General features: G+C 64.5%; 27 protein-coding genes and 1 riboswitch. Of the genes, 20 read left to right on the top strand and 7 right to left on the bottom strand.

The features are described from left to right. The first annotated feature begins 138 nt into the window (after positions 1-138). The 16 genes from B4393_RS27460 to B4393_RS12300 all read left to right on the top strand — a co-directional run bounded on the left by B4393_RS27460 (position 139) and on the right by B4393_RS12300 (position 16,046). The gene (locus tag B4393_RS27460) at positions 139-306 is read left to right on the top strand and encodes a hypothetical protein (protein ID WP_157901275.1); all 168 of its coding nucleotides are present in this window, start codon (positions 139-141) and stop codon (positions 304-306) included. Between the two features lie 68 nt (positions 307-374). After that, a complete protein-coding gene (gene ftsH / locus B4393_RS12370; RefSeq protein ID WP_078334371.1) occupies positions 375-2,642 on the top strand; it encodes an ATP-dependent zinc metalloprotease FtsH in 2,268 nt (755 codons plus the stop codon). 1 nt (position 2,643) lies between these two features. After that, positions 2,644-3,258, top strand: a complete 615-nt coding sequence (gene folE / locus B4393_RS12365) for a GTP cyclohydrolase I FolE (protein WP_078281861.1) — start codon at positions 2,644-2,646, stop codon at positions 3,256-3,258. Further along, positions 3,255-4,307 (top strand): dihydropteroate synthase, encoded by a 1,053-nt coding sequence (gene folP / locus B4393_RS12360; RefSeq protein ID WP_078334370.1) that lies wholly within the window; start codon positions 3,255-3,257, stop codon positions 4,305-4,307. The genes folE and folP overlap by 4 nt, the downstream gene beginning before the upstream one ends. Then, positions 4,304-4,684, top strand: a complete 381-nt coding sequence (gene folB, locus B4393_RS12355; protein ID WP_078334369.1) for a dihydroneopterin aldolase — start codon at positions 4,304-4,306, stop codon at positions 4,682-4,684. Before folP ends, folB begins: the two co-directional genes overlap by 4 nt. A gap of 11 nt (positions 4,685-4,695) precedes the next feature. Next, entirely contained in the window at positions 4,696-5,208 is a 513-nt protein-coding gene (folK, locus tag B4393_RS12350) for a 2-amino-4-hydroxy-6-hydroxymethyldihydropteridine diphosphokinase (RefSeq protein ID WP_078334476.1), read from the top strand. Further along, complete coding sequence (locus tag B4393_RS12345) at positions 5,208-5,675, top strand: DUF3180 domain-containing protein (protein WP_078334368.1); 468 nt, start codon at positions 5,208-5,210, stop codon at positions 5,673-5,675. Before folK ends, B4393_RS12345 begins: the two co-directional genes overlap by 1 nt. Before the next feature lie 70 nt (positions 5,676-5,745). Next, entirely contained in the window at positions 5,746-7,230 is a 1,485-nt protein-coding gene (locus B4393_RS12340; RefSeq protein WP_109842407.1) for a DUF6779 domain-containing protein, read from the top strand. A 154-nt stretch (positions 7,231-7,384) separates the two neighbouring features. Next, positions 7,385-8,365 (top strand): Rossmann-like and DUF2520 domain-containing protein, encoded by a 981-nt coding sequence (locus B4393_RS12335; protein WP_078334367.1) that lies wholly within the window; start codon positions 7,385-7,387, stop codon positions 8,363-8,365. Between the two features lie 20 nt (positions 8,366-8,385). Next, complete coding sequence (gene panC, locus B4393_RS12330; RefSeq protein ID WP_078334366.1) at positions 8,386-9,318, top strand: pantoate--beta-alanine ligase; 933 nt, start codon at positions 8,386-8,388, stop codon at positions 9,316-9,318. Positions 9,319-9,330: 12 nt separating this feature from the next. Next, positions 9,331-9,753: an aspartate 1-decarboxylase gene (panD, locus tag B4393_RS12325; protein WP_078334365.1), complete on the top strand. Its 423-nt coding sequence runs from the start codon at positions 9,331-9,333 to the stop codon at positions 9,751-9,753. A gap of 2 nt (positions 9,754-9,755) precedes the next feature. After that, on the top strand, positions 9,756-10,571 hold the full coding sequence (locus tag B4393_RS12320) for a type III pantothenate kinase (RefSeq protein ID WP_078334364.1): 816 nt from the start codon (positions 9,756-9,758) through the stop codon (positions 10,569-10,571). A 54-nt stretch (positions 10,572-10,625) separates the two neighbouring features. Continuing rightward, positions 10,626-12,128 (top strand): lysine--tRNA ligase, encoded by a 1,503-nt coding sequence (lysS, locus tag B4393_RS12315; RefSeq protein ID WP_078334363.1) that lies wholly within the window; start codon positions 10,626-10,628, stop codon positions 12,126-12,128. Positions 12,129-12,291: 163 nt separating this feature from the next. Continuing rightward, entirely contained in the window at positions 12,292-12,636 is a 345-nt protein-coding gene (gene lsr2, locus B4393_RS12310; RefSeq protein ID WP_070937268.1) for a histone-like nucleoid-structuring protein Lsr2, read from the top strand. Between the two features lie 280 nt (positions 12,637-12,916). Continuing rightward, the gene (gene clpC1 / locus B4393_RS12305) at positions 12,917-15,451 is read left to right on the top strand and encodes an ATP-dependent protease ATP-binding subunit ClpC (protein WP_070937267.1); all 2,535 of its coding nucleotides are present in this window, start codon (positions 12,917-12,919) and stop codon (positions 15,449-15,451) included. A 124-nt stretch (positions 15,452-15,575) separates the two neighbouring features. Beyond that, complete coding sequence (locus B4393_RS12300; RefSeq protein ID WP_078334362.1) at positions 15,576-16,046, top strand: DUF2231 domain-containing protein; 471 nt, start codon at positions 15,576-15,578, stop codon at positions 16,044-16,046. A gap of 54 nt (positions 16,047-16,100) precedes the next feature. Here the strand turns inward: B4393_RS12300 and B4393_RS12295 are convergent, their stop codons facing one another. From B4393_RS12295 to B4393_RS12280, 4 genes are read right to left on the bottom strand one after another with little or no spacing between them, the layout of a single operon-like run. After that, positions 16,101-16,967 carry an LLM class flavin-dependent oxidoreductase gene (locus B4393_RS12295; RefSeq protein ID WP_157901274.1) on the bottom strand — a complete coding sequence of 289 codons (867 nt, stop codon included), beginning with the start codon at positions 16,965-16,967 and terminating at the stop codon, positions 16,101-16,103. Positions 16,968-17,013: 46 nt separating this feature from the next. Then, positions 17,014-18,006 (bottom strand): ABC transporter substrate-binding protein, encoded by a 993-nt coding sequence (locus B4393_RS12290; RefSeq protein WP_078334360.1) that lies wholly within the window; start codon positions 18,004-18,006, stop codon positions 17,014-17,016. Further along, complete coding sequence (locus B4393_RS12285) at positions 18,003-18,788, bottom strand: ABC transporter ATP-binding protein (RefSeq protein ID WP_078334359.1); 786 nt, start codon at positions 18,786-18,788, stop codon at positions 18,003-18,005. The genes B4393_RS12290 and B4393_RS12285 overlap by 4 nt, the downstream gene beginning before the upstream one ends. Beyond that, the gene (locus tag B4393_RS12280) at positions 18,788-19,846 is read right to left on the bottom strand and encodes a FecCD family ABC transporter permease (RefSeq protein WP_070937263.1); all 1,059 of its coding nucleotides are present in this window, start codon (positions 19,844-19,846) and stop codon (positions 18,788-18,790) included. The genes B4393_RS12285 and B4393_RS12280 overlap by 1 nt, the downstream gene beginning before the upstream one ends. Positions 19,847-19,944: 98 nt before the next feature. After that, positions 19,945-20,169, bottom strand: a riboswitch (cobalamin riboswitch). Positions 20,170-20,326: 157 nt separating this feature from the next. On the opposite strand from B4393_RS12280, the gene B4393_RS12275 reads away from it, so the two are divergent. Both B4393_RS12275 and B4393_RS12270 read left to right on the top strand, forming a co-directional pair. Continuing rightward, on the top strand, positions 20,327-20,533 hold the full coding sequence (locus B4393_RS12275; RefSeq protein WP_078334358.1) for a CbtB domain-containing protein: 207 nt from the start codon (positions 20,327-20,329) through the stop codon (positions 20,531-20,533). Between the two features lie 15 nt (positions 20,534-20,548). Next, the gene (locus B4393_RS12270) at positions 20,549-21,349 is read left to right on the top strand and encodes a CbtA family protein (RefSeq protein WP_078334357.1); all 801 of its coding nucleotides are present in this window, start codon (positions 20,549-20,551) and stop codon (positions 21,347-21,349) included. Between the two features lie 114 nt (positions 21,350-21,463). Here B4393_RS12270 and B4393_RS12265 read toward each other — a convergent pair whose 3' ends face one another. Beyond that, a complete protein-coding gene (locus B4393_RS12265; protein WP_078334356.1) occupies positions 21,464-22,777 on the bottom strand; it encodes a serine hydrolase in 1,314 nt (437 codons plus the stop codon). Positions 22,778-22,800: 23 nt separating this feature from the next. Further along, positions 22,801-23,118, bottom strand: coding sequence for a mycobilin-forming heme oxygenase MhuD (mhuD, locus tag B4393_RS12260; RefSeq protein WP_046252406.1), 318 nt, complete (start codon positions 23,116-23,118; stop codon positions 22,801-22,803). 52 nt (positions 23,119-23,170) lie between these two features. On the opposite strand from mhuD, the gene B4393_RS12255 reads away from it, so the two are divergent. Then, a complete protein-coding gene (locus B4393_RS12255) occupies positions 23,171-23,962 on the top strand; it encodes an alpha/beta fold hydrolase (protein WP_078334474.1) in 792 nt (263 codons plus the stop codon). A gap of 4 nt (positions 23,963-23,966) precedes the next feature. Next, the gene (locus B4393_RS12250) at positions 23,967-25,394 is read left to right on the top strand and encodes an alkaline phosphatase family protein (RefSeq protein ID WP_078334355.1); all 1,428 of its coding nucleotides are present in this window, start codon (positions 23,967-23,969) and stop codon (positions 25,392-25,394) included. Here B4393_RS12250 and B4393_RS12245 read toward each other — a convergent pair. Continuing rightward, positions 25,377-25,601, bottom strand: coding sequence for a hypothetical protein (locus tag B4393_RS12245; protein ID WP_078334354.1), 225 nt, complete (start codon positions 25,599-25,601; stop codon positions 25,377-25,379). The genes B4393_RS12250 and B4393_RS12245 overlap by 18 nt on opposite strands. Positions 25,602-25,636: the final 35 nt, after the last annotated feature.

Raw genomic sequence — 25,636 nt, 5'->3', positions numbered from 1 at the left:
CACTTGGGCCGACTCGATGCGCCCGAACGTTGTCTCCTGCGATGACGTTCACTGTGGCGACCAGGCATGACTGGACCTCTTCGTTCTCCGCCGCACGCAGACCTGATGCCCGCGTCGTGAGGCTCGCGCGATAGTACCGTGAACAAGATCACGGTTTTTCTCGACGAGGATGCGCATCACGACGTTTTTGGGTCGCAAATCATCGTGAAACGCGGACTCGGCACCACCCGAGTGGATGGCCACGCCACCTCCTCGTTCGCCCGCAGCGTAGTGCGCGCCACAGATGCGAACATGCAGGTGAGGTAGCCTGAAGGTTCTTATGTCTTCCCCCATGTCTACGGAAGGACCGGGCCGCTGACCGCGGCCGACGCTGTATGAACCGGACAAACGTGTTTCGCACCCTGGGCGTCATCGTGGTGGTGCTGCTGCTGGGGTGGTCGTTCTTCTATTTCAGCGACGACACCCGCGGATATAAGCCCGTGGACACCTCGGTCGCGATCAAGCAGATCGACACCGACAATGTCAAAAGTGCCCGCATCGATGACCGCGAGCAGCAGCTGCGACTGGACCTGAAGGCACCGAACGGTGATACCGAGGGCAAGGACAAGGTCATCACCAAGTACCCGACCGGGTACGGGGTGCCACTGCTGGAAAAGCTGAACGGCAAGGGCGCAACCGTCAACACCACGGTGAACCAGGGCAGCATCCTGGGATCGCTGCTGTTGTACCTGCTGCCGGTGATCCTCTTGGTGGTGCTGTTCTTCGCGTTCAGCCGCATGCAGTCCGGCGGCCGGGGCATGGGCTTCGGTTTCGGTAAATCGCGTGCCAAGCAGCTGTCCAAGGACATGCCCAAGACCACCTTCGCCGACGTGGCGGGCGTCGATGAGGCCGTCGAAGAGCTCTATGAGATCAAGGACTTCTTGCAGAATCCGTCGCGGTACCAGGCGCTCGGTGCCAAGATTCCACGCGGCGTGCTGCTCTACGGTCCGCCCGGAACCGGCAAGACCCTGCTGGCCCGCGCGGTCGCCGGCGAGGCCGGGGTGCCGTTCTTCACGATCTCCGGTTCGGACTTCGTGGAAATGTTTGTCGGCGTTGGCGCTTCACGTGTGCGTGACCTGTTCGAGCAGGCCAAGCAGAACAGCCCCTGCATCATCTTCGTCGACGAGATCGATGCCGTCGGACGCCAACGTGGCGCCGGTCTGGGCGGTGGACACGATGAGCGTGAGCAGACCCTCAACCAGCTGCTGGTGGAGATGGACGGCTTCGGTGATCGGCAGGGTGTCATCCTGATCGCCGCGACCAACCGCCCCGACATCCTCGACCCGGCGTTGTTGCGCCCAGGTCGTTTCGACCGCCAGATCCCGGTGTCCAGCCCGGACTTGGCAGGTCGCAAGGCCGTACTGAAGGTTCACTCTGCCGGTAAGCCTTTCGGGCCCGACGTCGATTTCGATGGTTTGGCCAAGCGCACCGTGGGGATGTCTGGCGCAGACCTGGCCAATGTCATCAACGAATCCGCACTGCTCACCGCCCGCGAGAACGGCACGGTGATCACCGCCGCCGCGCTCGAGGAATCGGTGGACAGGGTGGTCGGCGGTCCCCGTCGCAAGGGACGCCTCATCAGCGAACACGAAAAGAAGATCACCGCGTATCACGAGGCCGGGCATACCCTGGCCGCTTGGGCCATGCCGGATATCGAGCGGGTCTACAAGGTCACCATCTTGGCGCGTGGGCGCACCGGTGGGCACGCCATCGCCGTTCCCGAGGACGACAAGGGCCTGGCCACCAGGTCGGAGATGATTGCGCAGCTGGTCTTCGCGATGGGCGGCCGGGCTGCCGAGGAACTGGTGTTCCGGGAGCCGACCACCGGCGCGGTCTCCGATATCGAGCAGGCCACCAAGAAGGCTCGTGCCATGGTCACCGAGTTCGGTATGAGCGCCAAGCTCGGTGCGGTGCGGTACGGCACCGAACATGGTGATCCGTTCCTTGGCCGCACGATGGGCACCCAGGCCGACTACTCCCATGAGGTCGCCCGCGAAATCGATGAGGAGGTGCGCAATCTCATCGAGGCAGCGCACACCGAGGCCTGGGCCATCCTCACCGAGTACCGAGATGTGTTGGACACGTTGGCCGGTGAGCTGTTGGAGAAGGAAACCGTGGTCCGCAAGGAACTCGAGGAGATCTTCAAGGACGTCCAGCGCCGTCCGCGGCTGACGATGTTCGACGACTTCGGCGGCCGCATTCCGTCGGACAAGCCCCCCATCAAGACCCCGGGTGAGCTTGCCATCGAACGCGGTGAGCCCTGGCCTCCGCCGGTGCCCGAGCCCGCGTTCAAGAAGGCTATCGCCGAGCAGGCGGGCGATGCCGCGCCCGCCAACGGCGTTCCGTCGGTGCCCGCCGGTCCGCATGGACATGTGCCCAATGGCCAAGGTGGGCAACCTGTTCCGCCAGGAACCAACTATGGCGCGCCCGCTGGCTGGTACGCGCCGGGTTGGCCTCCTCCGGGGCAGGCGACCCACCCGCAGCCGGGTTATCCGCCGCCGGGCTACCAGCAGCACCCGCCGCAGCCGTATCCGTATCCGGTGCCGACCCCGCATCAGCAGCCGGGCCCGGCTCCGGACGAAGGCAGCGAGAGCAAGAGCTGATATGAACTCGCCCGAGACGGCCGAGCGCAACGGCCATCCGACCGGTCACGTCTTCGATCAGGCGCGTGCCGAGGCCGCGGTCCGCGAACTGCTCTATGCGGTTGGTGAAGACCCGGATCGGAACGGGTTGGTCGATACCCCGGCCCGGGTGGCGCGCGCCTACCAGGAGATATTCGCCGGGTTGTACACCGATCCGGACACCGTGCTGAACACCACATTCGATGAACAGCACGATGAGCTGGTGTTGGTGAAGTCGATACCGATGTACTCGACGTGTGAGCATCATCTGGTGTCGTTCCACGGTGTCGCACACGTCGGATACATCCCCGGGGAACACGGTCGGGTCACCGGGCTGTCGAAAATCGCACGCCTGGTTGACCTTTACGCGAAGCGGCCACAGGTGCAGGAGCGGTTGACCGCGCAGATCGCCGACGCGTTGGTGCGCAAGCTGGAGCCGCGTGGGGTGATCGTTGTGGTTGAGGCCGAGCATTTGTGTATGGCCATGCGTGGCGTACGCAAACCCGGCGCGACGACTACCACCTCGGCGGTGCGGGGTCAGTTCAAAAGCGACGCGGCCTCGCGGGCTGAGGTTCTCGACCTGATGATGAGGGCATGATCGCCGGCGTGACGGATACTCCCGCACTGACCCATATCCTGGGAGTCGTCAATGTTACCGACGACTCCTTCTCTGACGGTGGACAATTCGTCAGGCAATCGGACGCGGTGGCGCACGGCCTGGCACTTGCCTCCGCCGGCGCGGACATCATCGATGTCGGCGGCCAGTCGACTCGGCCGGGCTCGGCGCCGATCAGGCAGAAGATCGAGATGCAACGGGTCATCCCGGTGATCAAAGAGCTTGCCAGCCATGGGATCAACATCAGCGTGGACACCATGCGCGCGGAGGTCGCGGCCGCCGCGATCGACGCGGGCGCAAACATGGTCAACGATGTTTCGGGTGGCCGGGCCGATCCGGAGATGGCCCCGCTGGTAGCTGAGCGGGGTGTGCCGTGGATCCTGATGCATTGGCGTTCAAAGGATTTCATACATACTCCGGCCACTCGAAACTATGGCGATGTGGTCACCGATGTCTCGCGTGAGCTGATGGAGTCGGTAGAAGTCGCAATCAAGGCCGGTGTCGCCCCGGAAAAGCTGATCCTGGATCCCGGCCTCGGTTTCGCCAAGACCGCGCACCACAACTGGCTGCTGCTGCAGTCGATCCCTGATCTGCAGGAGCTGGGCTACCCGATCCTGATCGGTGCGTCCCGGAAGCGGTTCCTGGGCTCGCTGCTTACCGATTTGAAGGGTGTGGAGCGGCCCCCAGACGGGCGTGAAACCGCAACCGCCGTCATTACCGCGCTGGGCGCGCTGCACGAGGTGTGGGGTGTGCGCGTGCATGACGTGACCGCGTCCATGGATGCGCTCAAGGTGGTGCGCGCCTGGGAAACCGGGGGTGCCGAAACCGTTGAGGAAGACGAGGAAGAAAGTCAACAGGCAACCTCGCCGGAACCGCAGCCCACGCCGGAGCCCACCCCCACGATCACCGCACCGGACGAGGTGACCACCGAGGTGACGGTGCGGACGGTGCGCCCCGAGCCCAGTAAGACCGCGGGTGGCAAGTGGCGTCGTGAGGTTGCGCAGCGTGGCACCAAGGGCGCAAAGAAATGACCGACCGTATCGAGTTGCGCGGCCTGAAAGTCTTTGGCTATCACGGAGTTTTTGAGCACGAGCGCCGCGACGGTCAGGAGTTCTCGGTCGATGTCACCGTCTGGATCGACCTTGATACCGCCGCGACCACCGATGAGCTGGCCGACACGTTTGACTATGGAGATCTGGCTCAGCGCGCGGCCGCGATCGTGGCAGGGCCGCCGCGCAATCTCATCGAATCAGTCGCGGGTGCTATCGCCGAAGACGTGATGACCGATTCTCGCGTGCATGCGGTGGAGGCGGTGGTGCACAAGCCGAATGCGCCAATTCCGTTGACATTCAGCGATGTGGCGGTGGTGGCCCGCCGATCCCGGCGATCCCGGTCCGGGGCTCAGTAGCAGTGCGTGCCGTGCTTTCCGTCGGATCCAACCTTGGTGACAGGCTCGCGCACCTGCAATCGGTAGTGGACGCGCTGGGCGCGGATGTGGTTGGCGTGTCGCCGGTGTACCAGACCGCACCGTGGGGGCCGGTTCCGCAGCCGGATTTCTTCAATGCTGTCGTCATCGCGGACGGGTGTGAGCCTCGCGAGTGGCTCGCGATGGCGCACCGCCTGGAGCAATCCGCGCAGCGAGTGCGCACGGAGCGGTGGGGCCCCAGGACTCTCGATGTCGATGTGATCAGCTGCAGGCAAGCTGCCGCTGGCACCGAGATCCTTTCCGATGACCCGGATCTGACGCTGCCGCACCCGCGCGCGCATCAACGCGCGTTCGTGTTGGTGCCCTGGCTGGCATTGGATCCCGGTGCGGAGCTGACCGTAGCGGGCCGGGTCCGCCCGGTATCCGACCTGCTGGCCGGGCTGGACGCGGCCGAACGTGAGGGTGTGCGACGGGTCGATGACGCCCTGACCGGTCCGGTGACGTAGTGGGAACCACCCGGATCCGCGATCTGCTGATCGCGGGCACGGTGACGGCGATCCTCGGCTATTTCTTTGTGTTGATGGCCTACGGCTCTCTGCCGCCGATCCCGTTGCTTGCCGGCGTTTCGCTGTTGGTACTGGCGATCGCCGAAGGCGGGTGGGCGTTCTACATCCGTAGCAAGGTCAACCACGGTCAGATCGGAGTCGGCACCGGACGTTTGCCCGCGCTTGTGGTGGCGCGTTCGGTTGTGGTCGCGAAGGCGTCGGCGTGGCTCGGCACGCTGATGACCGGATGGTGGATGGCGATGCTCGTCTACATCCTGCCGCGGCGCGCGCATCTGGCCGCGGCCGCCGCGGACACCCTTGGTGTGGTGATCGCCACCGGATGTGCGCTGACGCTCGTCGTCGCCGGGCTGTGGCTCCAGCATTGCTGTAAGTCGCCGCCAGACCCGCCCGCGACCCCCGCCAGATAGCACCCACGCATGTCGAATCGCCGATTCGAGGTCGGCCAGCACACTGCGCTGTCCAGGTACAGTCACCTCCATGACGATGCCCACCCGTGCGGCGAAGCCCCGGCGTGGCAGTCGACGCCCCGGATGGGCGTTGCTGACCGCGTTGCTGGTGTTGGCTATCGGGTCCGGGATTGCGCTGGTTTTCACCGATAAGGCCATCTATTTGCGCGTCGGCTTGTTGCTGGCGCTATGGGCTGCAGTCATCGCGTCGTTCGCCGCACTGACCTACCGTCGGCAGAGCGATACCGATCAAGCCAAGGTTCGCGACCAGAAGCTCGTCTACGACCTGCAATTGGAGCGGGAGATCTCGGCACGACGCGAGTACGAGCTGACGGTCGAGAGCAAGCTGCGCCAGCAGCTGGCGGGGGAGATCGAGGCGCAGGCCGCGGACGAGATTGCGACGCTGCGGGCCGAGCTCGCCGCATTGCGCACCAATCTGGAGATCCTCTTCAATACCGACCTCAGTGACCGCCCAGCGATCGAGCACGACCCGATTCGCGCGCTGGGCCCCTGGCCCGGGGCGGAGCCGCAGCCCGTATCGAACACGAACGCTGCCGCGTTCACCCGTTCCGTGCGCGAGTCGGAACCTGCTCCTGCGGCCGAATATCAAGATGTCACCGCGGTCGAGGAGGACGGGCGGACATCGGAGTACCCGATCATCGATGTCGCCGAAGATCCTCATCACGAGGACGAAGCGCCACCGACGCCGCCCTATCCGGCACCTCCGTACTACGGGGCCGCTCAACCTCACGAGCCCGAGCCGTATCAGCAGCCGGTGTCTTCGGGGACGCATTGGCGTCCGCAACCCGAACCGTATGTGGCACAGCCTCCGATGCCCGGGCATCAACCGCAGTTCCCGGCGCCCGCGCCGGCCGCGGAGTCCCCGCAACAAGCATATTGGGCTGCCAGGCAAGAGGATTGGGATGCGGCGGCCGACGGTGAGGACTGGGACCCGGTGCCTGTACCGATGGCCCCGCCCGAGCAACCTGCGCCCCACCCTGCGTGGAACGCACCGCCGCAGGAATGGAACGCACCCCCGCCACCGCCCCCCAGTGCCTGGGCACCGGCACCCGCCGAGGGCCAGTGGCTACCTCCCGGAACGACCGGCAGCAATTGGGCCGCCAGCGAACCTGCAGCACCCTCAGGCCCATATCCGGCCGAACCCGCGGGCGGCGGCCGCCACTCCGGAGTTCCGTCACGTCACCAGGCACCGGCCGCACCCGAGACCGCAGGCGGGGGGCATTGGGCACCCGAGCCGTCTTATCCGCCACCCCCGGCGCCCGAACAGCCGAGCTATCCGGAGAGCTCGGGCGGTCACCGCGCGCCAGAGCCGGACCCGGAGCCGGAGGAGAAGCGTGGAAAGCGTCGGGCCCCGGAGCCCGAGGAATCTGAAGAAACCCGTGGTCGGCGTCGCGCGGAGGACACCGGCGGCTTTTCGGTCGCCGACCTCCTGGGACGTATGCAGAGCGATCCTTCGGAGTCCAGTGGCGGCCGTCGGCGTCGCCGTGAGGACTGATGTAGCCGGATTTCGTCACCGTGCGTGAAAGTGAGCAATCTAACGGCCCAGGCCTCTGCCGATAGCGCAGCCCGGGGATTACTCTGCTGGTGACCGTCCGGTACCTGCGCAGCAGGACTGGAACGTATCTAATCTGCGAGGTGTCTCGTTCAGCATGTCTGAGGCTTTCGATGTCGATGGCCCAGCCGGGAACCGTTCGGGTGACCAATCCGGCGGCCCGCTGGACGGCATGCGGCCAGCCCGCCTGGCCGTCGGAATCATTTCTGCCGGTCGCGTCGGCACCGCGCTGGGCGTCGCGCTGGAGACGGCCGGGCACTTCGTCGTCGCCTGCAGCGCGGTATCCGATACTTCGCGACGACGTGCTGAGCGGCGGCTGCCGGAAAGTCAGGTACTGCCCGCCCAAGAAGTAGCTCCGCGCGCCGAGCTGTTGATCCTCGCGGTGCCGGACCATGAGTTGGCGGCACTGGTCTCGGGGCTTGCCGCCACCGGTTCGGTGCGGCCCGGAACGATCGTGGTGCACACCTCGGGCGCCAACGGCATTGCGATCCTGGAACCGCTGACCGCCCTCGGGTGCGTCCCGCTGGCCATTCATCCGGCCATGACCTTTGCCGGCGGCGATGAGGACATCGAACGACTTCCCAACTCCTGCTTTGGAATTACTGCTGCAGATGAGACCGGCTACGCCATCGGTACGGCCCTGGTGCTGGAGATCGGCGGCGAACCGGTGCGCGTGCGTGAGGATGCCCGCACCCTCTATCACGCGGCGCTGGCACACGGAAGCAACCATGTGGTGACCCTGGTGCTGGATGCGGTTGAGGCGTTGCGCTCCGCGCTCTGGGGACAGGAGCTGTTGGGACAGGAGACAATTGGTGACGGACCGGGCGGGCTGCCCGAACGGATGCTGGCGCCGCTGGTGCGTGCCGCCGTCAACAACGCGCTGGATCGCGGGCAGGCGGCCCTGACCGGCCCGGTGGCGCGGGGAGACGGTGCCGCCATTGGGCGCCATCTCGAGGCGCTCGCCGAGACAGACCCGGCGTTGGCCGAGGCCTACCGTTGCGACGCGCGTAGGACGGCGCAGCGCGCGCACGCCCCCAAATCGGTTTTCGCCGCACTGGAACCCCGAGATGCTGGCTAAGGCAAGGTAAAGGCACTGAGATGACGAGTTTGTACGGACAGAAGGGGCCGAAGGGCTACCTTCGTGGAGAACTCACGGTTCACCACGATCCAGGCACCATGTACGACGTGTCCAAGGCGTTGCGGCATACCGGACGCCGGGTCATGCTGGTGCCGACCATGGGTGCGTTACATGAGGGCCACCTGACGTTGGTCCGGCATGCTCGCAAGGTGCCCGGCGCGGTGGTCGTGGTGTCGATCTTCGTCAACCCCTTGCAATTTGGCGCCGGGGAGGACCTCGATGCCTATCCCCGCACGCTGGATTCCGACGTAGAGAAATTGCGCGAGGAAGGCGTGGAGCTGGTGTTCGCGCCGAGCGTGGAGGCGATGTATCCCCAAGGTCAACGCACTACCGTCCAGCCCGGACCGCTCGGTGCCGAGCTTGAGGGTGCCTCCCGGCCAACGCATTTCGCCGGGATGCTGACGGTGGTACTCAAGCTGCTGCAGATCATCGCGCCCGACCGGGCGTACTTCGGTGAGAAGGATTACCAGCAGCTGGTGCTCATCCGGCAGATGGTTGCCGATCTCAACGTCAAGACTCGGATCGACGCGGTGCCGATCGTTCGTGAGGCGGACGGACTGGCGATGTCCTCGCGGAACGTATACCTCAGCGACGAGCATCGTGAGCAGGCAGGTGCGTTATCTGCCGCACTCCTCGCCGGAATCTATTCAGCCTCGGCGGGTACGGAGGCGGCGTTGGATGCGGCCCGCGCGGTGCTCGATGAGGTACCGGCGATCGAGGTGGATTACCTCGAAGTGCGCGGCGCCGATCTGGGCCCCGCCCCCGCACATGGGCCCGGTCGGATGCTGGTGGCGGCCAAGCTGGGGGCCACTCGGCTGTTGGACAACGTTCCCGTCGAGATCGGACCGGCGGTGCCGTCGGACCCTGATCACGAACTACCCTGGCGAAACTGACTGGAGGATCTGATGTTCCGCACGATGATGAAGTCAAAGATCCATCGCGCCACCGTGACGCATGCCGACCTGCACTATGTCGGCTCGGTCACTATCGACCCCGATCTCATGGAAGCGGCGGACCTGCTGGAGGGTGAGCAGGTCACCATCGTCGACATCGACAACGGTACCCGGCTGGAGACCTACGCGATTACCGGTACGCGTGGCAGCGGTGTCATTGGGATCAACGGTGCTGCAGCACATCTGGTACATCCGGGGGACCTGGTGATCATCATTGCCTACGGCGTGATGAGCGATCAGGAGGCCCGCGCCTTCACGCCGCGAGTGGTATTCGTCGACTCGGACAACAAACAGGTCGATCTGGGTGAGCACGGCGGCGACCCGGCCTACGTGCCCGAAAACTTCGGCTTGGTGTCGCCGCGCGGTCTGGTGTAGCCGTGCTGTTGGCCATCGACGTACGCAACACCCACACCGTGTTGGGGCTGGTCTCCGGGACGGGCGAGCACGCCAAGGTCGTTCAGCACTGGCGGATTCGCACCGAGCCCGAGATCACCGCCGACGAGCTGGCACTCACCATCGACGGACTGATCGGCGACGACAGCGAGACGCTTACCGGAGTTGCGGCACTTTCCACCGTGCCTTCCGTATTGCACGAAATGCGCGGGATGTTCGACCAGTACTGGTCATCGGTTCCGCAGGTGCTGATCGAGCCCGGCGTGCGCACCGGACTGCCGCTTCTGGTGGACAATCCCAAAGAGGTAGGCGCCGACCGTATCGTCAATTGCCTTGCCGCACATCATAGATTCGGTTCCGCGTGCATCGTGGTGGATTTCGGGTCCTCGATTTGTGTGGATGTGGTGTCGGCCAAGGGAGAGTTTCTCGGGGGAGCGATCGCACCAGGTGTGCAGGTGTCTTCCGATGCTGCCGCCGCTCGCAGCGCCGCCCTGCGCAGGGTGGAGCTGACCCGCCCGCGCTCTGTCGTCGGAAAGAACACGGTCGAGTGCATGCAGTCCGGAGCGGTTTTCGGGTTCGCCGGATTGGTGGATGGACTGGTGGGGCGGGTGCGTCGCGATATCGACGGCTTCGGTGGCACCGGAGTGACGGTGGTGGCCACCGGCCACACCGCACCGTTGATCCTGCCCGAGATCAACACCGTCGACCGCTATGAGGAGCACCTCACACTCGACGGTTTGGCGCTGGTGTACGAACGCAACCGCGCTGACCAGCGCGGTAAGACGCGAGCGACCAGGTAGGTACAAACTAAACAGAATCGTACGGGCGAAGCAGTACCGCTAAGCTGCCGAGACGTGACTGATCCTGACGCGCAGACCAGCTTGCCGGAACAATTTCGCATCCGGCAGGCCAAGCGCGAGAAGCTGCTCGCCGAAGGTACCCAGCCGTATCCGGTGGAGGTGCCCAGAACCCACAGCCTCAAGCAGATCCGAGATGCCTACGCGGATCTGGAAACCGACACCAGCACCGGCGTGCTGGTGGGCGTCTCGGGCCGGGTCATCTTCTCCCGCAACACCGGCAAGCTCTGTTTCGCGACGCTTCAGGAGGGCGACGGCACCTCGCTACAGGTGATGATCAGTCTGGCGGGCGTCGGCGAACAGTCGCTCGCCGACTGGAAGACCGACGTGGATCTCGGCGACATCGTATTTGTGCACGGTGAGGTCATCAGCTCGCGTCGCGGCGAGCTGAGTGTCTTGGCGGACGGCTGGCAGATGGCGTCGAAGTCCCTCCGCCCGCTGCCCGTTGCTCACAAGGAGATGTCCGAAGAGACCAGAGTGCGCCAGCGCTACGTTGACCTCATCGTGCGCCCAGAGGCGCGGCAGACCGCGCGGCAGCGTGTCGCGGTGATGCGCGCTATTCGTGATGCGCTGCACCGGCGTGATTTCTTGGAGCTGGAGACGCCGATCTTGCAGACCCTCGCAGGAGGTGCTGCGGCGCGCCCGTTCATTACGCATTCAAACGCGCTTGATATGGACCTGTATCTGCGTATTGCACCGGAACTTTTCCTGAAAAGGGCACTTGTTGGTGGTTTCGACAAGATTTTCGAACTCAACAGAGTTTTCCGAAATGAAGGTGCGGATTCCACACATTCCCCCGAATTCGTGATGTTGGAAACATACGAGACCTACGGCACATACGACACCGCCGCGACAATGATCCGTGAGCTCATCCAAGAGGTAGCCGACGATGCAATGGGCACCCGGCAGGTGACGTTGCCGGATGGATCTACCTACGACTTGGATGGTGAGTGGACAACGGTGGAAATGTATCCGTCGTTGTCTGCGGCTCTTGGCGAGGAGATCACGCCTGATACGCCGGTTGCCGCGCTATGGAAGATCGCAGATCGGGTGGGCGCCGAGATTCCCACCGACCGCGGTTACGGGCACGGAAAACTGATCGAGGAACTGTGGGAACACCAGGTCGGCGATAAAATGTTCGCGCCGACTTTTGTCAGGGATTTCCCAGTTGAGACGGCTCCGTTGACCCGTCAGCACCGCAGTATCGCCGGTGTGACCGAGAAGTGGGATTTGTATGTGCGTGGCTTCGAATTGGCAACCGGATACTCGGAGCTGATCGACCCGGTCATTCAGCGTGAAAGATTCGTTGACCAGGCGCGATTGGCGGCTGCCGGTGATGACGAGGCCATGAGTCTGGATGAGGATTTCCTCGGGGCGATGGAGCACGCGATGCCGCCGGCCGCCGGAACCGGGATGGGTATTGACCGGTTGTTGATGGCGCTTACCGGGTTGGGAATTCGAGAAACGATCTTGTTCCCGATTGTCAGACCCGCACTCTGATCTACGCGTCCGAATTTTTGTCACACTTTTCAACTATGAGTGTAGTGAAAGGCTTGCCTTGAGCCGAACACGCGCAGCCTTGCGGGTATGTTGAACTTTGCGGCAATCCGTGGCATGTTTGAGGTGGACCAACGGGGGTTCCGCATTTGGAAGGAAAAAAGGAATGGCTAAGAAGGTCACCGTCACGCTTGTCGACGACGTCGATGGCGAAGCGCCTGCCGACGAGACTGTTGAATTCGGTGTTGACGGTGTGACTTACGAGATCGACCTTTCTTCCAAGAATGCGGAGAAGCTGCGTAATCAGCTCGCTACATGGGTTGAACACGCGCGTCGTGTCAGCGGACGTCGCCGGGGGCGGGGGAGTTCGGGCTCGACTCGTGGCCGTGCCAGCATTGATCGCGAGCAGAGTGCGGCGATCCGGGAGTGGGCGCGTAAGAACGGGCACAATGTGTCATCGCGTGGCCGCATTCCGGCTGAAGTTGTCGACGCGTTCAACGCGGCCAACTAGTACGTTCCCCGGGCAATTTCGCTTACGGCGAAGCCCGGCCAAAATCGGAAACGTTTTCACCGCATCTGGCGTTGTTTCGGTTGCCTGACAAGCACCGCCGGGTGCGGTGATTTCGTGTAGTGGAGGCGTCTCCAGGTATGCGAACACCGCACCGACTACGGCCGACCACTAGAGTGGCGATTAGGTCCTAGTGCCAGCGGGGATGAGCCGTTTGGGGGGAGCCCCGAGCGACACCATCAACCGCTCGCGCAAAGGCCGGACGAGGAAGCGAGGGAGACCGATGTTCGAGAGATTCACTGACCGCGCACGGCGGGTGGTTGTGCTGGCCCAAGAAGAGGCCCGCATGCTCAACCACAACTACATCGGTACCGAGCACATCCTGCTGGGTCTGATTCACGAGGGCGAGGGCGTTGCCGCCAAGTCGCTTGAGTCGTTGGGCATCTCCCTGGAGGGGGTGCGCAGCCAGGTCGAGGAGATCATCGGCCAGGGCCAGCAGGCGCCGTCCGGGCACATTCCCTTCACCCCCCGCGCCAAGAAGGTGCTGGAGCTGAGTCTGCGCGAGGCGTTGCAGCTCGGCCACAACTACATCGGTACCGAGCACATCCTGCTGGGCCTCATCCGTGAGGGTGAAGGCGTCGCGGCTCAGGTGCTCGTGAAGCTGGGCGCTGAGCTGACCCGGGTGCGTCAGCAGGTCATCCAGCTGCTGAGCGGCTACCAGGGCAAGGAGACCGCCGAGTCCGGTACCAGCGGCCGCGGTGGCGAAGCAGGCACACCGTCGACCTCGCTGGTGCTTGACCAGTTCGGCCGCAACCTGACCGCCGCCGCCATGGAGGGCAAGCTCGATCCGGTCATCGGCCGTGAGAAGGAAATCGAGCGGGTCATGCAGGTGCTGAGCCGTCGCACCAAGAACAACCCGGTGCTGATCGGTGAGCCCGGTGTCGGTAAGACCGCCGTCGTCGAGGGTCTGGCGCAGGCCATCGTCCATGGCGAGGTGCCCGAGACACTGAAGAACAAGCAGCTGTACACCTTGGACCTCGGGTCCCTGGTGGCCGGCAGCCGCTACCGCGGTGACTTCGAAGAGCGTCTCAAGAAGGTGCTCAAGGAGATCAACACCCGCGGCGACATCATCCTGTTCATCGACGAGCTGCACACCCTGGTCGGTGCGGGCGCGGCCGAGGGCGCGATCGACGCGGCCTCGATCCTCAAGCCCAAGCTGGCTCGCGGTGAGCTGCAGACGATCGGCGCGACCACCCTCGATGAGTACCGCAAGTACATCGAGAAGGATGCCGCCCTGGAGCGCCGGTTCCAGCCGGTGCAGGTGGGTGAGCCGACCGTTGAACACACGATCGAGATCCTCAAGGGTCTGCGCGACCGCTACGAGGCGCACCACCGGGTGTCCATCACCGACGGCGCGCTGGTGGCGGCGGCCACCCTGGCCGATCGGTACATCAACGACAGGTTCTTGCCCGACAAGGCGATCGACCTGATCGACGAGGCCGGTGCCCGCATGCGCATCCGTCGGATGACCGCTCCGCCAGACCTGCGCGAGTTCGACGAGAAGATCGCCGATGCGCGTCGGGAGAAGGAATCGGCCATCGACGCCCAGGACTTCGAGAAGGCCGCGCGCTTGCGTGACTCCGAGAAGCAGTTGGTCGCGCAGCGTGCCGATCGCGAAAAGCAGTGGCGTTCAGGTGATCTGGATGTCGTTGCCGAAGTTGACGATGAGCAGATCGCCGAGGTGCTGGGCAACTGGACCGGTATCCCCGTGTTCAAGCTGACCGAGGAAGAGACCACGCGGCTGCTGCGCATGGAGGACGAGCTGCACAAGCGGATCATCGGGCAGGAGGACGCCGTCAAGGCGGTCTCCAAGGCGATCCGCCGCACCCGTGCCGGTCTGAAGGACCCGCGGCGCCCCTCGGGTTCGTTCATCTTCGCCGGCCCGTCGGGTGTCGGTAAGACCGAGCTGTCCAAGGCGCTGGCCAACTTCCTGTTCGGCGACGACGACGCGCTTATCCAGATCGACATGGGTGAGTTCCACGACCGCTTCACGGCCTCAAGGCTTTTCGGCGCGCCTCCGGGATACGTCGGCTACGAGGAGGGCGGTCAGCTCACCGAGAAGGTCAGAAGGAAGCCGTTCTCGGTTGTCCTGTTCGATGAGATCGAAAAGGCTCACCAGGAGATCTACAACACCCTGTTGCAGGTTCTCGAGGATGGACGTCTCACCGACGGCCAGGGCCGCACAGTCGATTTCAAGAACACCGTGCTGATCTTCACCTCGAACCTGGGCACGTCGGACATTTCGAAGGCCGTGGGTCTCGGGTTCTCCGAGGGTGGCGGCGGCTCGAACTACGAGCGGATGAAACAGAAGGTCAACGACGAGCTCAAGAAGCACTTCCGTCCGGAGTTCCTCAACCGCATCGACGACATCATCGTCTTCGAGCAGTTGACGCAGGAGCAGATCATCGAGATGGTCGACCTGATGATCGGCCGGGTGGGCAAGCAGCTCAAGGCCAAGGACATGGAGATGGAGCTCAGCGACAAGGCCAAGTCGCTGCTCGCCAAGCGCGGGTTCGACCCGGTGCTGGGTGCGCGGCCGCTGCGTCGGACCATCCAGCGCGAGATCGAGGACACCCTCTCGGAGAAGATCCTCTTCAACGAGGTTGGCCCCGGCGAGCTGGTCACCGTCGACGTCGAAGGCTGGGACGGCGAGGGTGCCGGCGAGGACGCGAAGTTCACCTTCGTCGGCCGTCCGAAGCCTGCACTGGTCACCGGCGAGGAGCCGGCAGCCGACTTGGCGGCCTCGGCCTCGGAGTAGTCAGTTCCGCGAGCGCCGGGCGTGAGCAGCAATGCTCACGCCCGGCGCTTTTTGTGCACTGGGCGGCGGATGCGGGTTCGGCGTTTCCGGGCGCGGAACATATTGCGGCAGTAGTGTCCCCCGCATGGACACGATCAGCGGCTTGCCTGCACACGTGCTATTGGTGCATTTCGTTGTCGTGCTTGCGCCGTTGACGGCGATCCTGGAGATCCTGTGTGGGGTTTCCGTCGCTGTTCGGTCGCGGCTGGTGTGGCTGGTTGCCGTGCTGGCGGCGGTGACGCTGATACTCACCCCGCTGACCACCTCGGCAGGGGAATGGCTGTTCGATCGTGAGAAGAGCCCTAGCGCGGCCCTGTTGACGCACGCCGAGCGTGGCGACTGGATGCTGGTGTTCTCCAGCGCGTTGGTGCTGGGGGCGGTGGTGCTGGCGATCGCTCATCGGCTCGGCCTGTCACCGGCTCGGCTCGGGTCGCACCTGACCGTTGCCGTGTTGGTGCTGATTCTCGGGGTCGTGTCCATCGTCGGCGTCATCCGGATCGGGGATTCGGGCGCCCGGGCGGTCTGGGGCACGGAACTGACCGGCGACGGCGGCTAGATTCGCGGCCCATCCCCGCCTACAGCTATGGCCGGGAAGTAATTGTCTGGAATTTCAGGCGCGCAGCAGTGGCCTTACTTCTTGGCCGAGGGCACGGATGTATTCGACGAGGTCGGGTTCGTTACCGGTGGGAGACGCGATGAAATCGGTGACGCCGAGATCTCGTAGCGCGTGGAGGTTCCCGGCGACCTCGGTGGCATCTCCGCCGATGCTCGCCGAAGCGTCGAAGGAGATCCCGGGGTAGTGGCCGGGGTCGTTCGCGATGAGTTGGGCGGCACCGGGGCCGATGCTGATGGTTCGGCTCAGGAAGATCCGGTGGTCGGGGCCGGGTTCGATCAGAGCGCAGTGCGCGGCGACGGTATCGGCGGGAACCATGCTGGTTAGCAAGGTGCCATCGCCCAGGTGGCCGGCCAGGCGCAGCGAGCGGGGCCCGTTCGCGCCGATCATGATGGGCAGTTGTTCCGCGGGTGGCCAGTCCAGCCTAACCTCGTTCAGCCGCACATAGCGTCCGTTGGCACTGACCTCCTTGCCTGCCAACAGATCCCGCAGCGCGGTCACGTACTCCTGGAGCAGGGTCAAGGGCGAGCCGACCTTGGCGCCGATTTGCGCCATGTGAGGCTGCCAGCCGTGCCCGATTCCCGGCAGCACCCGGCCGGGAAAGTTGCGGGCCAGGATGCTGTAGTCCATTGCGGCCGTGACGACATTGCGTACCGGTGCCGAGAGGAAACCGGTACCCACACTGATCCGCTCGGTAGCAGCAAGGGCCAGGGAGGCATACGCGATCGACGTGGTGGCGAAACAGTCCTCGCACACCCACAGATGATCGAGACCGGCGGAGTCGGCTGCCCGTGCGATCTCGAGCAGCCGTTCCGGTGGGAGGGAGGGAGGCACCATCAAACCGAGCGTTGGAAATTCACTCATGTCTTTCACCATAGCCATGCCAACGTGCCGTCCGGCGCCGCTAAATCTAGAATCCCTTACTGCGCAGGTAGTTCGCCAGAGTGACGATGGCATCCGGATTGCGTGGCCCCTCGACAAGTGCGGCGTAGGGCAGCACGATGAAGTTCCCGTCGCGCACCGCCTGGGTGTGTCTCATCAGTGGTTGTGCCTTGAGTAGGTTGATCTTTGCCTCGGCCGTGTTGTTGGGCCCCACTCCGTAATCGCAGATGATGATCACCTGCGGGTCCCGCTGGGCCGCGGTTTCCCAGGCGGCGGTGGTCCAGCTGTCATCGAGATCGGAGAATACATTGCGGCCACCGGCCTTCTCGATGATTTGTTGTGGCGCTGCGGTTTTACCCGATGTGAACGGCTGGGCTTCCCCGCTGTCGTACAGGAAGACACGTGCGCTTGGCCGCCCGTGCGGAATACGTGACTGCACGCCGTCAATGATTTTGCGGTAGTTCGCGATCAGGTCCCGCGCGCGATCCTGGACACCAAAGATGGTCCCTAGGTTGGAGAGGTCTTCATACAGGGCATCGAGGGGAGCCTTTATGCCGCGCCGTACGGTTCCGGGCTGTCGGCACGCCTCGGTGAGTTGATACGGCACCGCTCCGATGGACCGTACCCACTCGGGTGTCAGTCCCGAGGTTTCGTTGAATCCGTAGCTCCATCCGGCAAAGACAAGATCGGGCCGAGCGGTCTGTACGGCTTCCCGCGTGAACCCCTGACCCAGGTTCGTGGTGGAATCGAATTGCGCCTTCCACGGCGAGGTCTTGACGTCCCGGTCCTGCCCGGGGTCCAGGAAGTAGCCCGCCATCCGATCCTGCAGACCGAGTGCGAACAGGAGCTCGGTGACCCCGGTGTCATTGGTGACGGCTCGGGTCACCGGGACCGGAACATCAAGGGGTGCGGCGCAATTATCGACGGATACCCGCTCGGATCCAGTGCTTTTCTCCTCGATCGTCGCGCAGCTCGCCGAGAGCAACGACACCACCACCGTCACGCCGATGAATGCCTTCATACCTTCTCCTGCCTTTCAGGTTCAGCGTCGAAGATGATCTGCGGGACGCCGCTGCGTGGATGCGCGATGACATGGCAGCCGATGCCAAACCACCGGCCGACGGACTCGGCGGTGATGACCTCGTGCGGTGTTCCGGAGAGCACCACGCGGCCGTTGGCCATGACATGGATCGCGTCGCAGTACTGTGCCGCGAGGTTGAGGTCATGTAGTGCGGCGATGATCGTAATGTCCAGTGAACGAACGGAACTGAGTATCGAATACTGATGCCGAACGTCCAGGTGATTGGTTGGCTCGTCGAGCACCAGCACGCGCGGCTGCTGCGCCAGGGCGCGCGCGATGAGCACTCGCTGCCGCTCGCCGCCGGAAAGTGAACTGAACTTGCGGGCGGCAAGTGCCGTCACATCCGCTGTATCGGTGGCTTGCGCGCAGAGCTGTCTGTCCAGATCAGAGGTCCCACGCAGCGATGTACCGTGCGGTAGCCGGCCGGTGGCGACCACCTCGGCGGCAGTGAAGTCGAAGTCCAGCGACATGTCCTGCGTCAGCGCCGCGACCTGGCGTGCGTTCTCTCGCATACTGATTGCCCGTATCGACACGCCGTCGACCGCAACGTCGCCGCAGTCGGGGGTGAGTGCGCGATATAGGCAGCGCAGGGTTGTCGACTTGCCGCTGCCGTTGGGCCCGACTATGCCGACGAAGCCGCCGTCCGTGACGTCCAAGTCGATGTCCGAGACGATCGGAGCACCCGCGATGTTGACCGACACGCCCCGATAGGTAACGTCCATCAGCCGACAGCCCCCGCTGACATCGCACGGCGACGCATCAACCCGACAAACACCGGCACCCCGACTGCAGCGGTGATCGCCCCAAGCGGCAGCTCCTGCGGTGGAATCGCGGTTCGCGCAACAAGGTCGGCGGCCACCAGGAAGCATGCGCCCAGCACCGGAGCCACGATCAAGACCCGGCGATGATCCGCCCCGACCAATAGCCGCGCCGCGTGTGGAATGACCAATCCCACGAATCCGATTGCACCGCAGATGGATACAAAGCATCCGGTCATGACGGCCGACAGCACGAACAGTGCCACCCGGAACCGCCCGGCGTGTAGACCCAGCGACGCGCTCACCTCGTCGCCCATGGCGAGGGCGTTGAGCTGACGGGCCAGACCCGCAACGCAGATGATTCCGATCACGGTGGCCGCCAGAGCCACCGGCACCTTGTCCCAGGACGACGCGCCCAGGCTGCCCAATAGCCAGAACATGACGCTGCGGGCCGCCTCACCGTTGGGCGCCAAGAACACCAGGACTGTTGTCACCGCGGACAGGCCGTAGCCCACGGCAGTTCCAACCAGGATCAGTCGTAGCGGCACCAAACCCTGTGGAGTGCGCGCAATGTGATACACCAGGGCGGTCGCGGCCAAGGCGCCCAGTGACGCCGAAAGCGACAGCGCATAGGCGCCGAGGGTGCCGAGCACGCCGTAGACGACCACCGCCGTCGCACCCACCGAAGCCCCCGACGAGATGCCGAGAACATACGGATCGGCCAGGGCGTTGCGGACCATTGCCTGCACGACCACGCCCACCACGCTCAGCCCCGCGCCGACGAGGATCGCGAGGATCACTCGCGGCAGCCTGGACTCGACGACGATGCGGTAGTTCGCGGCGTCCGCGGCACGGACGGAGCCGCCGGTCGCACCGGACCAGAGGAAGTGCAGACAGTCGCGCCAGGGCACATCGGCGGTACCGAATGCAAGCGCGGTCACCGAGAGCAGCACAAGAGCCGCCAGACCGACCATGACCGCAAGGCTCAAAGACCGTGCGTGCTGCGCTGTGGGCATCGACATTCCTGCGTCGTCGGGTTGCCGGCACCAGGGCATGACGGATGCGCCGTACAAGCGCTACCCGCCAGGCGGTCCCTCGGCACTGGCGAATGACCGCACCTGACGGTGTGGTCGCGGTGGCAGGTCTTCGGACTCGCGGACACGAGGCACGTTCCGGGCCTCACCTACCAGCGGCTGCTTCCCGGGCCTGGGGCCCAGTGCTTGTAGTGCCGCCGTCGTTTCCACTCACCGCTGCGGGGCAGCTCCGGATTCTCACCGGATTCCCTCTTGCGATCCCCGAAGACACTTCCCAACGCTTCGGAGAAACCAACGCGGGGCAAAACTATCACTCGAACGCGTAGACCAGTCACGTCGACTAAGCTCAGTCCGTCCTTCGACAGGACGGGAACCTGGTGTGATTCCAGGACGGTCGCGCCACTGTGAGAGTCAGACCCCGTCGTCGATAAGAACAGATCGGGACGCGGTATCTCGAAAAGGAGCAACATGGCACACACAACGTCCGCCAGCCATCCGGTTGCGGTGTCGATCCCCCGGGCTGCACTGTGGCTCAGCATCACCGCGTTCCTCGCGCTGCTGACCTACTACTTCGTCGGCGTCGATCAGGGCGCCGTATCGGTTTTCGGTAGCGATATGCATGTGCATGAGTTTGTGCACGATGCTCGCCACTTCCTCGGCTTCCCCTGCCACTGAGTCGGCCCGCATCCAATGAATAAGTCAATAGCGTCGATTATTTTGCGTGCCTTGGGGTTTGGCGCCCTTGGTGGAGTGGTTGCGTTCGTATTCGGCCGCATCGCGGTCGAACCGGTCATCAACAGGGCAATCGGGTACGAGGAAGGCCGCGGCGAGGCGCAGCACACTCTCGACGAGGCCGCCGGTGCGCATCATCACGGCCATGAGGGTGCCGAACTGTTCACCCGAACCGTTCAGGAGAACGTGGGTTTGTTCTTCGGGATCCTGCTGTTCGGGCTGGCGATGGGCGCCCTGTTCGCGGTGGTGTACACGGTCACGATCGGCCGGTTGGGCAATCTCACGGCGCGGAATCTGGCCCTTGTGGTGTCCGGCGGGATGTTCTTGGCGTTCTACGTCACGCCGTTCCTGAAGTACCCACCGAACCCGCCGGCGGCGAGTGCGGAGGAGACGATCAAGGAGCGCACGGGCCTGTACCTGCTGATGGTTGTGGTGTCGGTAGTCGCACTGGTCGCGGCGATCTGGCTGAGTCGCAGGTTGGCCGCCCGTTATGGGAACTGGACAGCGAACATCATCGCAGGCAAGGCCTACATCATCGTGACGGTGCTGATCATGCTGGTGCTGCCGAATATCGCGGAGACTCCGGGACCACTGCTCGACGCGGCAGGAAACATCGTGTTCCCCGGTTTCCCGGCGCCGGACCTGTACCTGTTCAGGCTGTACTCGTTCATCGCGCAGGCCCTGATCTGGGCGACGATCGGGATCGGCTTCGCCACCGTGATCGAGCGTAAGCCGGTCGATGCCGAGGCTGTCGCTTAGCTAGCCGCCGAGTGCGAGCGTGGCGCGGTGTTCCGGGCCTATTTCCGCGTCAGGCTCGCACTCGGCGGGAGGCGTTGGCCGCTCATCCGCTGTTGATGGTCTTCGCGCGAGCGCTCATCCCAGCTTCTTGAAGACACCCTTGGCCAGGCCGATAACCCACCCGGCCGCGCCGGGGCCGAAGGCGCGATCCCAATTCAGTTGGAAACTCACCACATACGGCTGGCGATTGCGATCTTCGGCGTACCAGCTGAACGTCAGGTCGCCCGGGAGGTTGCCGCCCTTGGCGCCGATGTAGCGCCAGTTTTCGCTGTGCAGATCGATACCGGGTTCTGCCGCGAGGATGTCGCGGACCGGCGCTGCCGGGCCCACGGCGACCTTTTGCAGCGCCGCGTGCACACGGCAGATGTCCTCGGCGCTGCCGTACCACTCGATGCCGTACTTCGATGCGGGCGTGGTGGTCCGCTCCGGGTCCAGCTTGTAGTCGTGGGTATCGGCCTCGGCGAGCATCCGGCCGCGCTGCTCGGGGGTGGCGGCGTCCTTCCACTGCTGACGGACGTCCGGTATGCCCCAGCCGATGTTGAACAGCTCGTGCATGGTCGGGAAGGGAGTCATCGATGCCGGGTCATGATGGCCGGCGTCGGCCAGCGCCTTTTCGATCGCGTGCCGACCGAGGCGGTTGATCAGCATGTCGGTGCCCATGTTGTCGCTCACCGAGATCATCTTTTGGGCGGCGGTCCGCACCGAGACCGTCGAGCCCGTCCGAAGCTTGTCCATCGAGCTTCCGAGTGCCTTGCCGCGATCGGTGACGGTGAGTTGGTCATCCCATGTGAGGGTGCCCGCGTTGATGGCGGTTCCGGTGGCTAGCAGCACGTAGAGCTTGAAAACCGAAGCGAGCGGCATGGATTGGGTTGTGTTGGTGCCGGCGATCTGCTGGCACTGTCCATTGACGATCTTGGAGGCCCGGTAGGAGTACCGGCCCCCGGAGGCCGACAGCGCGGCGTCGACGTCGGACCACCCGGCGATGGTCGGCGGCTGTTGGTACGGAACCAGCCTGTCGACATCGCCCTTGTCGTTGGTGCGCAGCCCGATGTCCACATTGGCGCCGTAGGGCGCGATCAGGTGGACGGTGGAGCTGTTCGCCCCGAGATCCACCGAGCTGACCTTGTACGGACGGTCGACCCACAGCTTGGTCATGATCTCGGTGTAGTCGTCGACCTTGTTGGCGGTGGCCAACGTCGCCACACCCTGCTTGCCGATGGGCCAGTTCGAGTTCAGCATGTCGATCAGCTGTTGCGACCGCAGCCCGGGTGGCGTGCTGGTATCCACGTCCCCGTGCGGCACTTGGCGCAGCTTGATACCGCACCCCACGGTGCTGCCCAGTGACAAGGCCACCGCGACCACCGTGCATACGGAAACGGCGCGCGTCATCCGCGCGCTTAGCGAACCCTCGTTCACGCCTTGGCGGCGGCCCCGGTCACGTCGAGCACAACCTCGAACTCCAACAGGTGGGCGCCCTTGGCCACGGGCTTGGCCTGCTGTCCGGCATGTGCTTCGACCGCCGGACCGGTGGCCCAGGCCTGGAAGGCCTCCTCGGACTCCCACTGCGTGACCACGAAGTAGCGGTCCTCGCCCTTCACGGGGCGAAGCAGCTGAAAGCCCAGGAATCCGGGCTGGTTCTCTACGGCACCGGCGCGGTGAGCGAACCGCTTCTCCAGCTCCGGACCGGCACCCTCGGGGATCTCGATTGCGTTGATCTTCACCACGGACATGGCACAAGGCTACCGGTCGGGCGAAATGATGGAGGCAGGCATCATGGGTGGCATGCACGGCGACCACATCACCGATCACGGCGGGCGCGCCGACGGCCCGGCGCTGGTGCTGGTGCACGGCCTCATGGGCCGGGGCAGCACCTGGATCCGGCAGCTCCCGTGGCTGCGCCAGCTGGGCCGGGTCTACACCCACGACGCGCCGTGGCATCGGGGCCGTGATGTCCTTGATTCACAACCCGTTTCGACGGAACGGTATGTGGACGTGCTGGCCGATTCGGTGCGGTCCGTAGGCGCTCCGGTGGTGCTCATCGGGCACTCCATGGGCGGGCTGCATTCCTGGTGCCTGGCCGCGCAGTACCCCGAGCTGGTATCCGCCCTGGTGGTGGAGGATATGGCGCCCGATTTCGTGGGCGGGACGACCGGCCCGTGGGAGCCGTGGCTGTACTCGTGGCCGGAAGTGTTCACCTCGGTCGAGGAGTTCACCGTGCGCTTCGGAGAGATTGCGGGCCAATACTTTCGGGAGGCATTCGACCACGGCGACGATGGTTGGCGACTGCACGGCCCCATCGACAAATGGATTTCCACGGCTGCCGAATGGGGGACTCGCGACTTTTGGGACCAGTGGCGGGCTGTTCGATGTCCGGCCCTGCTGCTGGAGGCCGACGATACGGTGACGCCGCCCGGGCAGATGCAGAAGATGGCCGAAATGGGGCAGCGAACAACGTATTTCAAGATCGCGGGGTCGGGACATTTGATGCACGACGATTCACCGAACCTTTACCGCAGTGCCGTGTCTGACTTCCTCGCGGCGACGGGTGTGGCAGGAGGGACGGTCGTAGCCTGAAGCCATGAGCCCGCTAACCCGTCGCCGCCTCCTCACCTCGGCGGCAGGCGCCGCCGCGTTCAGCGCAGCTGTTTCGCTCATGCCCTCAAACGTCCAGCGGGCCCTGGCCCAGCCCGCACCCAGGGCGGGCTCACTCAAGGACGTCGAACACGTCGTGGTGCTGATGATGGAGAACCGGTCTTTCGACCACTACTTCGGCACTCTGTCCGGTGTTCGGGGCTTCGATGACCCGACCGCGATCACCCTTTCGACCGGGAAGTCGGTCTTCCATCAGCCCGATGCGCAGAACCCCGACGGCTATCTGCTGCCTTTCCACCTGGACACGTCGGTGAACAGCGTGCAGCAGATCCCGACCACCAGCCACGCCTGGTCGGTGCAGCATGACTCGTGGAACCACGGAAAAATGGACAACTGGATGGCCGCCCACCGGAAGGCCGACGGCGAGCACTACCCGTATGTGATGGGCTATTACGAACGTGCGGACATTCCCTTTCACTTCGCACTTGCCGAGGCGTTCACCGTGTGCGACAACTTTCACTCCTCGGTGTTGGGGCCGACCTGGCCCAACCGGATGATGTGGATGACCGGAACCATCGATCCCGATGCCACGCACGGCGGACCCATCACCTGGAACACCCCGGTGCCCGGCGGATACCGCTGGACCACCTACGCCGAACGCCTCGAGGCCGCCGGCGTGAGTTGGCGGGTGTACGCCGAGGAGGACGACTTCGGCGGCTGCAATGTGTTGAAGCTGTTCCGCCGTTTTCAGCAGAGTGCACCCGGAGAGCCCTTGTACGACAAGGGGATAGCGCCCGTGAGCGCGACACAGTTCGAGGATGACGCGCGGGCCGGCACGCTGCCTGCGGTGTCCTGGCTCGTCATGACCAGCACTGCCAGCGAGCATCCCGCGTATCGGCCGGCCGATGGTGCGGCATATATCGCGAGCAAGATCGACGCGGTCGCGGCCAACCCCGAGGTCTGGGCCAAGACGGTGTTCATCCTCAATTACGACGAGAACGACGGGTTGTTCGACCATGTGGTGCCGCCGACTTCGCCGGCAGGCACTGCGGGGGAGTGGATCAAGGGTGCGCCGATAGGCGGTGGATTCCGGGTACCGGCGATCGTGATATCGCCGTGGTCGGTCGGTGGATGGGTGGCCAGCGAGCCCTTCGACCACACCTCGGTATTGCGGTTTCTCGAAGAGTTCACGGGCGTGCGTGAGCCGAACATTTCGTCGTGGCGGCGCAAGACCTTCGGGAACATGTTGTCGGCCTTCGGTTTCAACGGTCCGGCGCGATCTGCGCCGGCGCTGCCGGGTACCGCGGCGGTGGTGGCGGCGGCGGACCACACGGACACCTTGCCGCCCCCGGAATTGCCTCCCGCGCCGCAGACCACACCGGTTCAAGAACGGGGCTCACGTCCCCGGCGGTAGCCGTAAGTGGCGCGACCGGATGACTTCCATCTCGCGCAGCTGCCGCTGCGGATCGCGGTCATCGGCGAAGGTGCCACCCAGCGGCGCAGCGACCCGGAACTGGTCGAGGTGGATTCGGAAGGTCTTGTGTCGGCGGGCGATCCAGCTGAGCGTGATTGTCAGTGCGAACGGAGATAGCAAGACGAGGGTGGCGGCGAAGATGGCCATGGCGTTAATTGTGTTCAGATAAATATCGCGCCAAC

Source organism: Mycobacteroides franklinii (genome assembly GCF_002013895.1).
Classification (GTDB): Bacteria; Actinomycetota; Actinomycetes; order Mycobacteriales; family Mycobacteriaceae; genus Mycobacterium; species Mycobacterium franklinii.
This window is presented reverse-complemented; position numbering and strand designations above follow the sequence as displayed.

What these genes read in the sequence shown, in the direction of transcription:
- ftsH (WP_078334371.1), top strand. Translation starts at nt 375, where the DNA reads ATGAACCGGACAAACGTGTTTCGCACCCTGGGCGTCATCGTGGTGGTG.
- folE (WP_078281861.1), top strand. Translation starts at nt 2,644, where the DNA reads ATGAACTCGCCCGAGACGGCCGAGCGCAACGGCCATCCGACCGGTCAC.
- folP (WP_078334370.1), top strand. Translation starts at nt 3,255, where the DNA reads ATGATCGCCGGCGTGACGGATACTCCCGCACTGACCCATATCCTGGGA.
- folB (WP_078334369.1), top strand. Translation starts at nt 4,304, where the DNA reads ATGACCGACCGTATCGAGTTGCGCGGCCTGAAAGTCTTTGGCTATCAC.
- B4393_RS12340 (WP_109842407.1), top strand. Translation starts at nt 5,746, where the DNA reads ATGACGATGCCCACCCGTGCGGCGAAGCCCCGGCGTGGCAGTCGACGC.
- B4393_RS12335 (WP_078334367.1), top strand. Translation starts at nt 7,385, where the DNA reads ATGTCTGAGGCTTTCGATGTCGATGGCCCAGCCGGGAACCGTTCGGGT.
- panC (WP_078334366.1), top strand. Translation starts at nt 8,386, where the DNA reads ATGACGAGTTTGTACGGACAGAAGGGGCCGAAGGGCTACCTTCGTGGA.
- panD (WP_078334365.1), top strand. Translation starts at nt 9,331, where the DNA reads ATGTTCCGCACGATGATGAAGTCAAAGATCCATCGCGCCACCGTGACG.
- lsr2 (WP_070937268.1), top strand. Translation starts at nt 12,292, where the DNA reads ATGGCTAAGAAGGTCACCGTCACGCTTGTCGACGACGTCGATGGCGAA.
- clpC1 (WP_070937267.1), top strand. Translation starts at nt 12,917, where the DNA reads ATGTTCGAGAGATTCACTGACCGCGCACGGCGGGTGGTTGTGCTGGCC.
- B4393_RS12300 (WP_078334362.1), top strand. Translation starts at nt 15,576, where the DNA reads ATGGACACGATCAGCGGCTTGCCTGCACACGTGCTATTGGTGCATTTC.
- B4393_RS12295 (WP_157901274.1), bottom strand. Translation starts at nt 16,967, where the DNA reads ATGAGTGAATTTCCAACGCTCGGTTTGATGGTGCCTCCCTCCCTCCCA.
- B4393_RS12290 (WP_078334360.1), bottom strand. Translation starts at nt 18,006, where the DNA reads ATGAAGGCATTCATCGGCGTGACGGTGGTGGTGTCGTTGCTCTCGGCG.
- B4393_RS12285 (WP_078334359.1), bottom strand. Translation starts at nt 18,788, where the DNA reads ATGGACGTTACCTATCGGGGCGTGTCGGTCAACATCGCGGGTGCTCCG.
- B4393_RS12280 (WP_070937263.1), bottom strand. Translation starts at nt 19,846, where the DNA reads ATGTCGATGCCCACAGCGCAGCACGCACGGTCTTTGAGCCTTGCGGTC.
- B4393_RS12275 (WP_078334358.1), top strand. Translation starts at nt 20,327, where the DNA reads ATGGCACACACAACGTCCGCCAGCCATCCGGTTGCGGTGTCGATCCCC.
- B4393_RS12270 (WP_078334357.1), top strand. Translation starts at nt 20,549, where the DNA reads ATGAATAAGTCAATAGCGTCGATTATTTTGCGTGCCTTGGGGTTTGGC.
- B4393_RS12265 (WP_078334356.1), bottom strand. Translation starts at nt 22,777, where the DNA reads ATGACGCGCGCCGTTTCCGTATGCACGGTGGTCGCGGTGGCCTTGTCA.
- mhuD (WP_046252406.1), bottom strand. Translation starts at nt 23,118, where the DNA reads ATGTCCGTGGTGAAGATCAACGCAATCGAGATCCCCGAGGGTGCCGGT.
- B4393_RS12255 (WP_078334474.1), top strand. Translation starts at nt 23,171, where the DNA reads ATGCACGGCGACCACATCACCGATCACGGCGGGCGCGCCGACGGCCCG.
- B4393_RS12250 (WP_078334355.1), top strand. Translation starts at nt 23,967, where the DNA reads ATGAGCCCGCTAACCCGTCGCCGCCTCCTCACCTCGGCGGCAGGCGCC.
- B4393_RS12245 (WP_078334354.1), bottom strand. Translation starts at nt 25,601, where the DNA reads ATGGCCATCTTCGCCGCCACCCTCGTCTTGCTATCTCCGTTCGCACTG.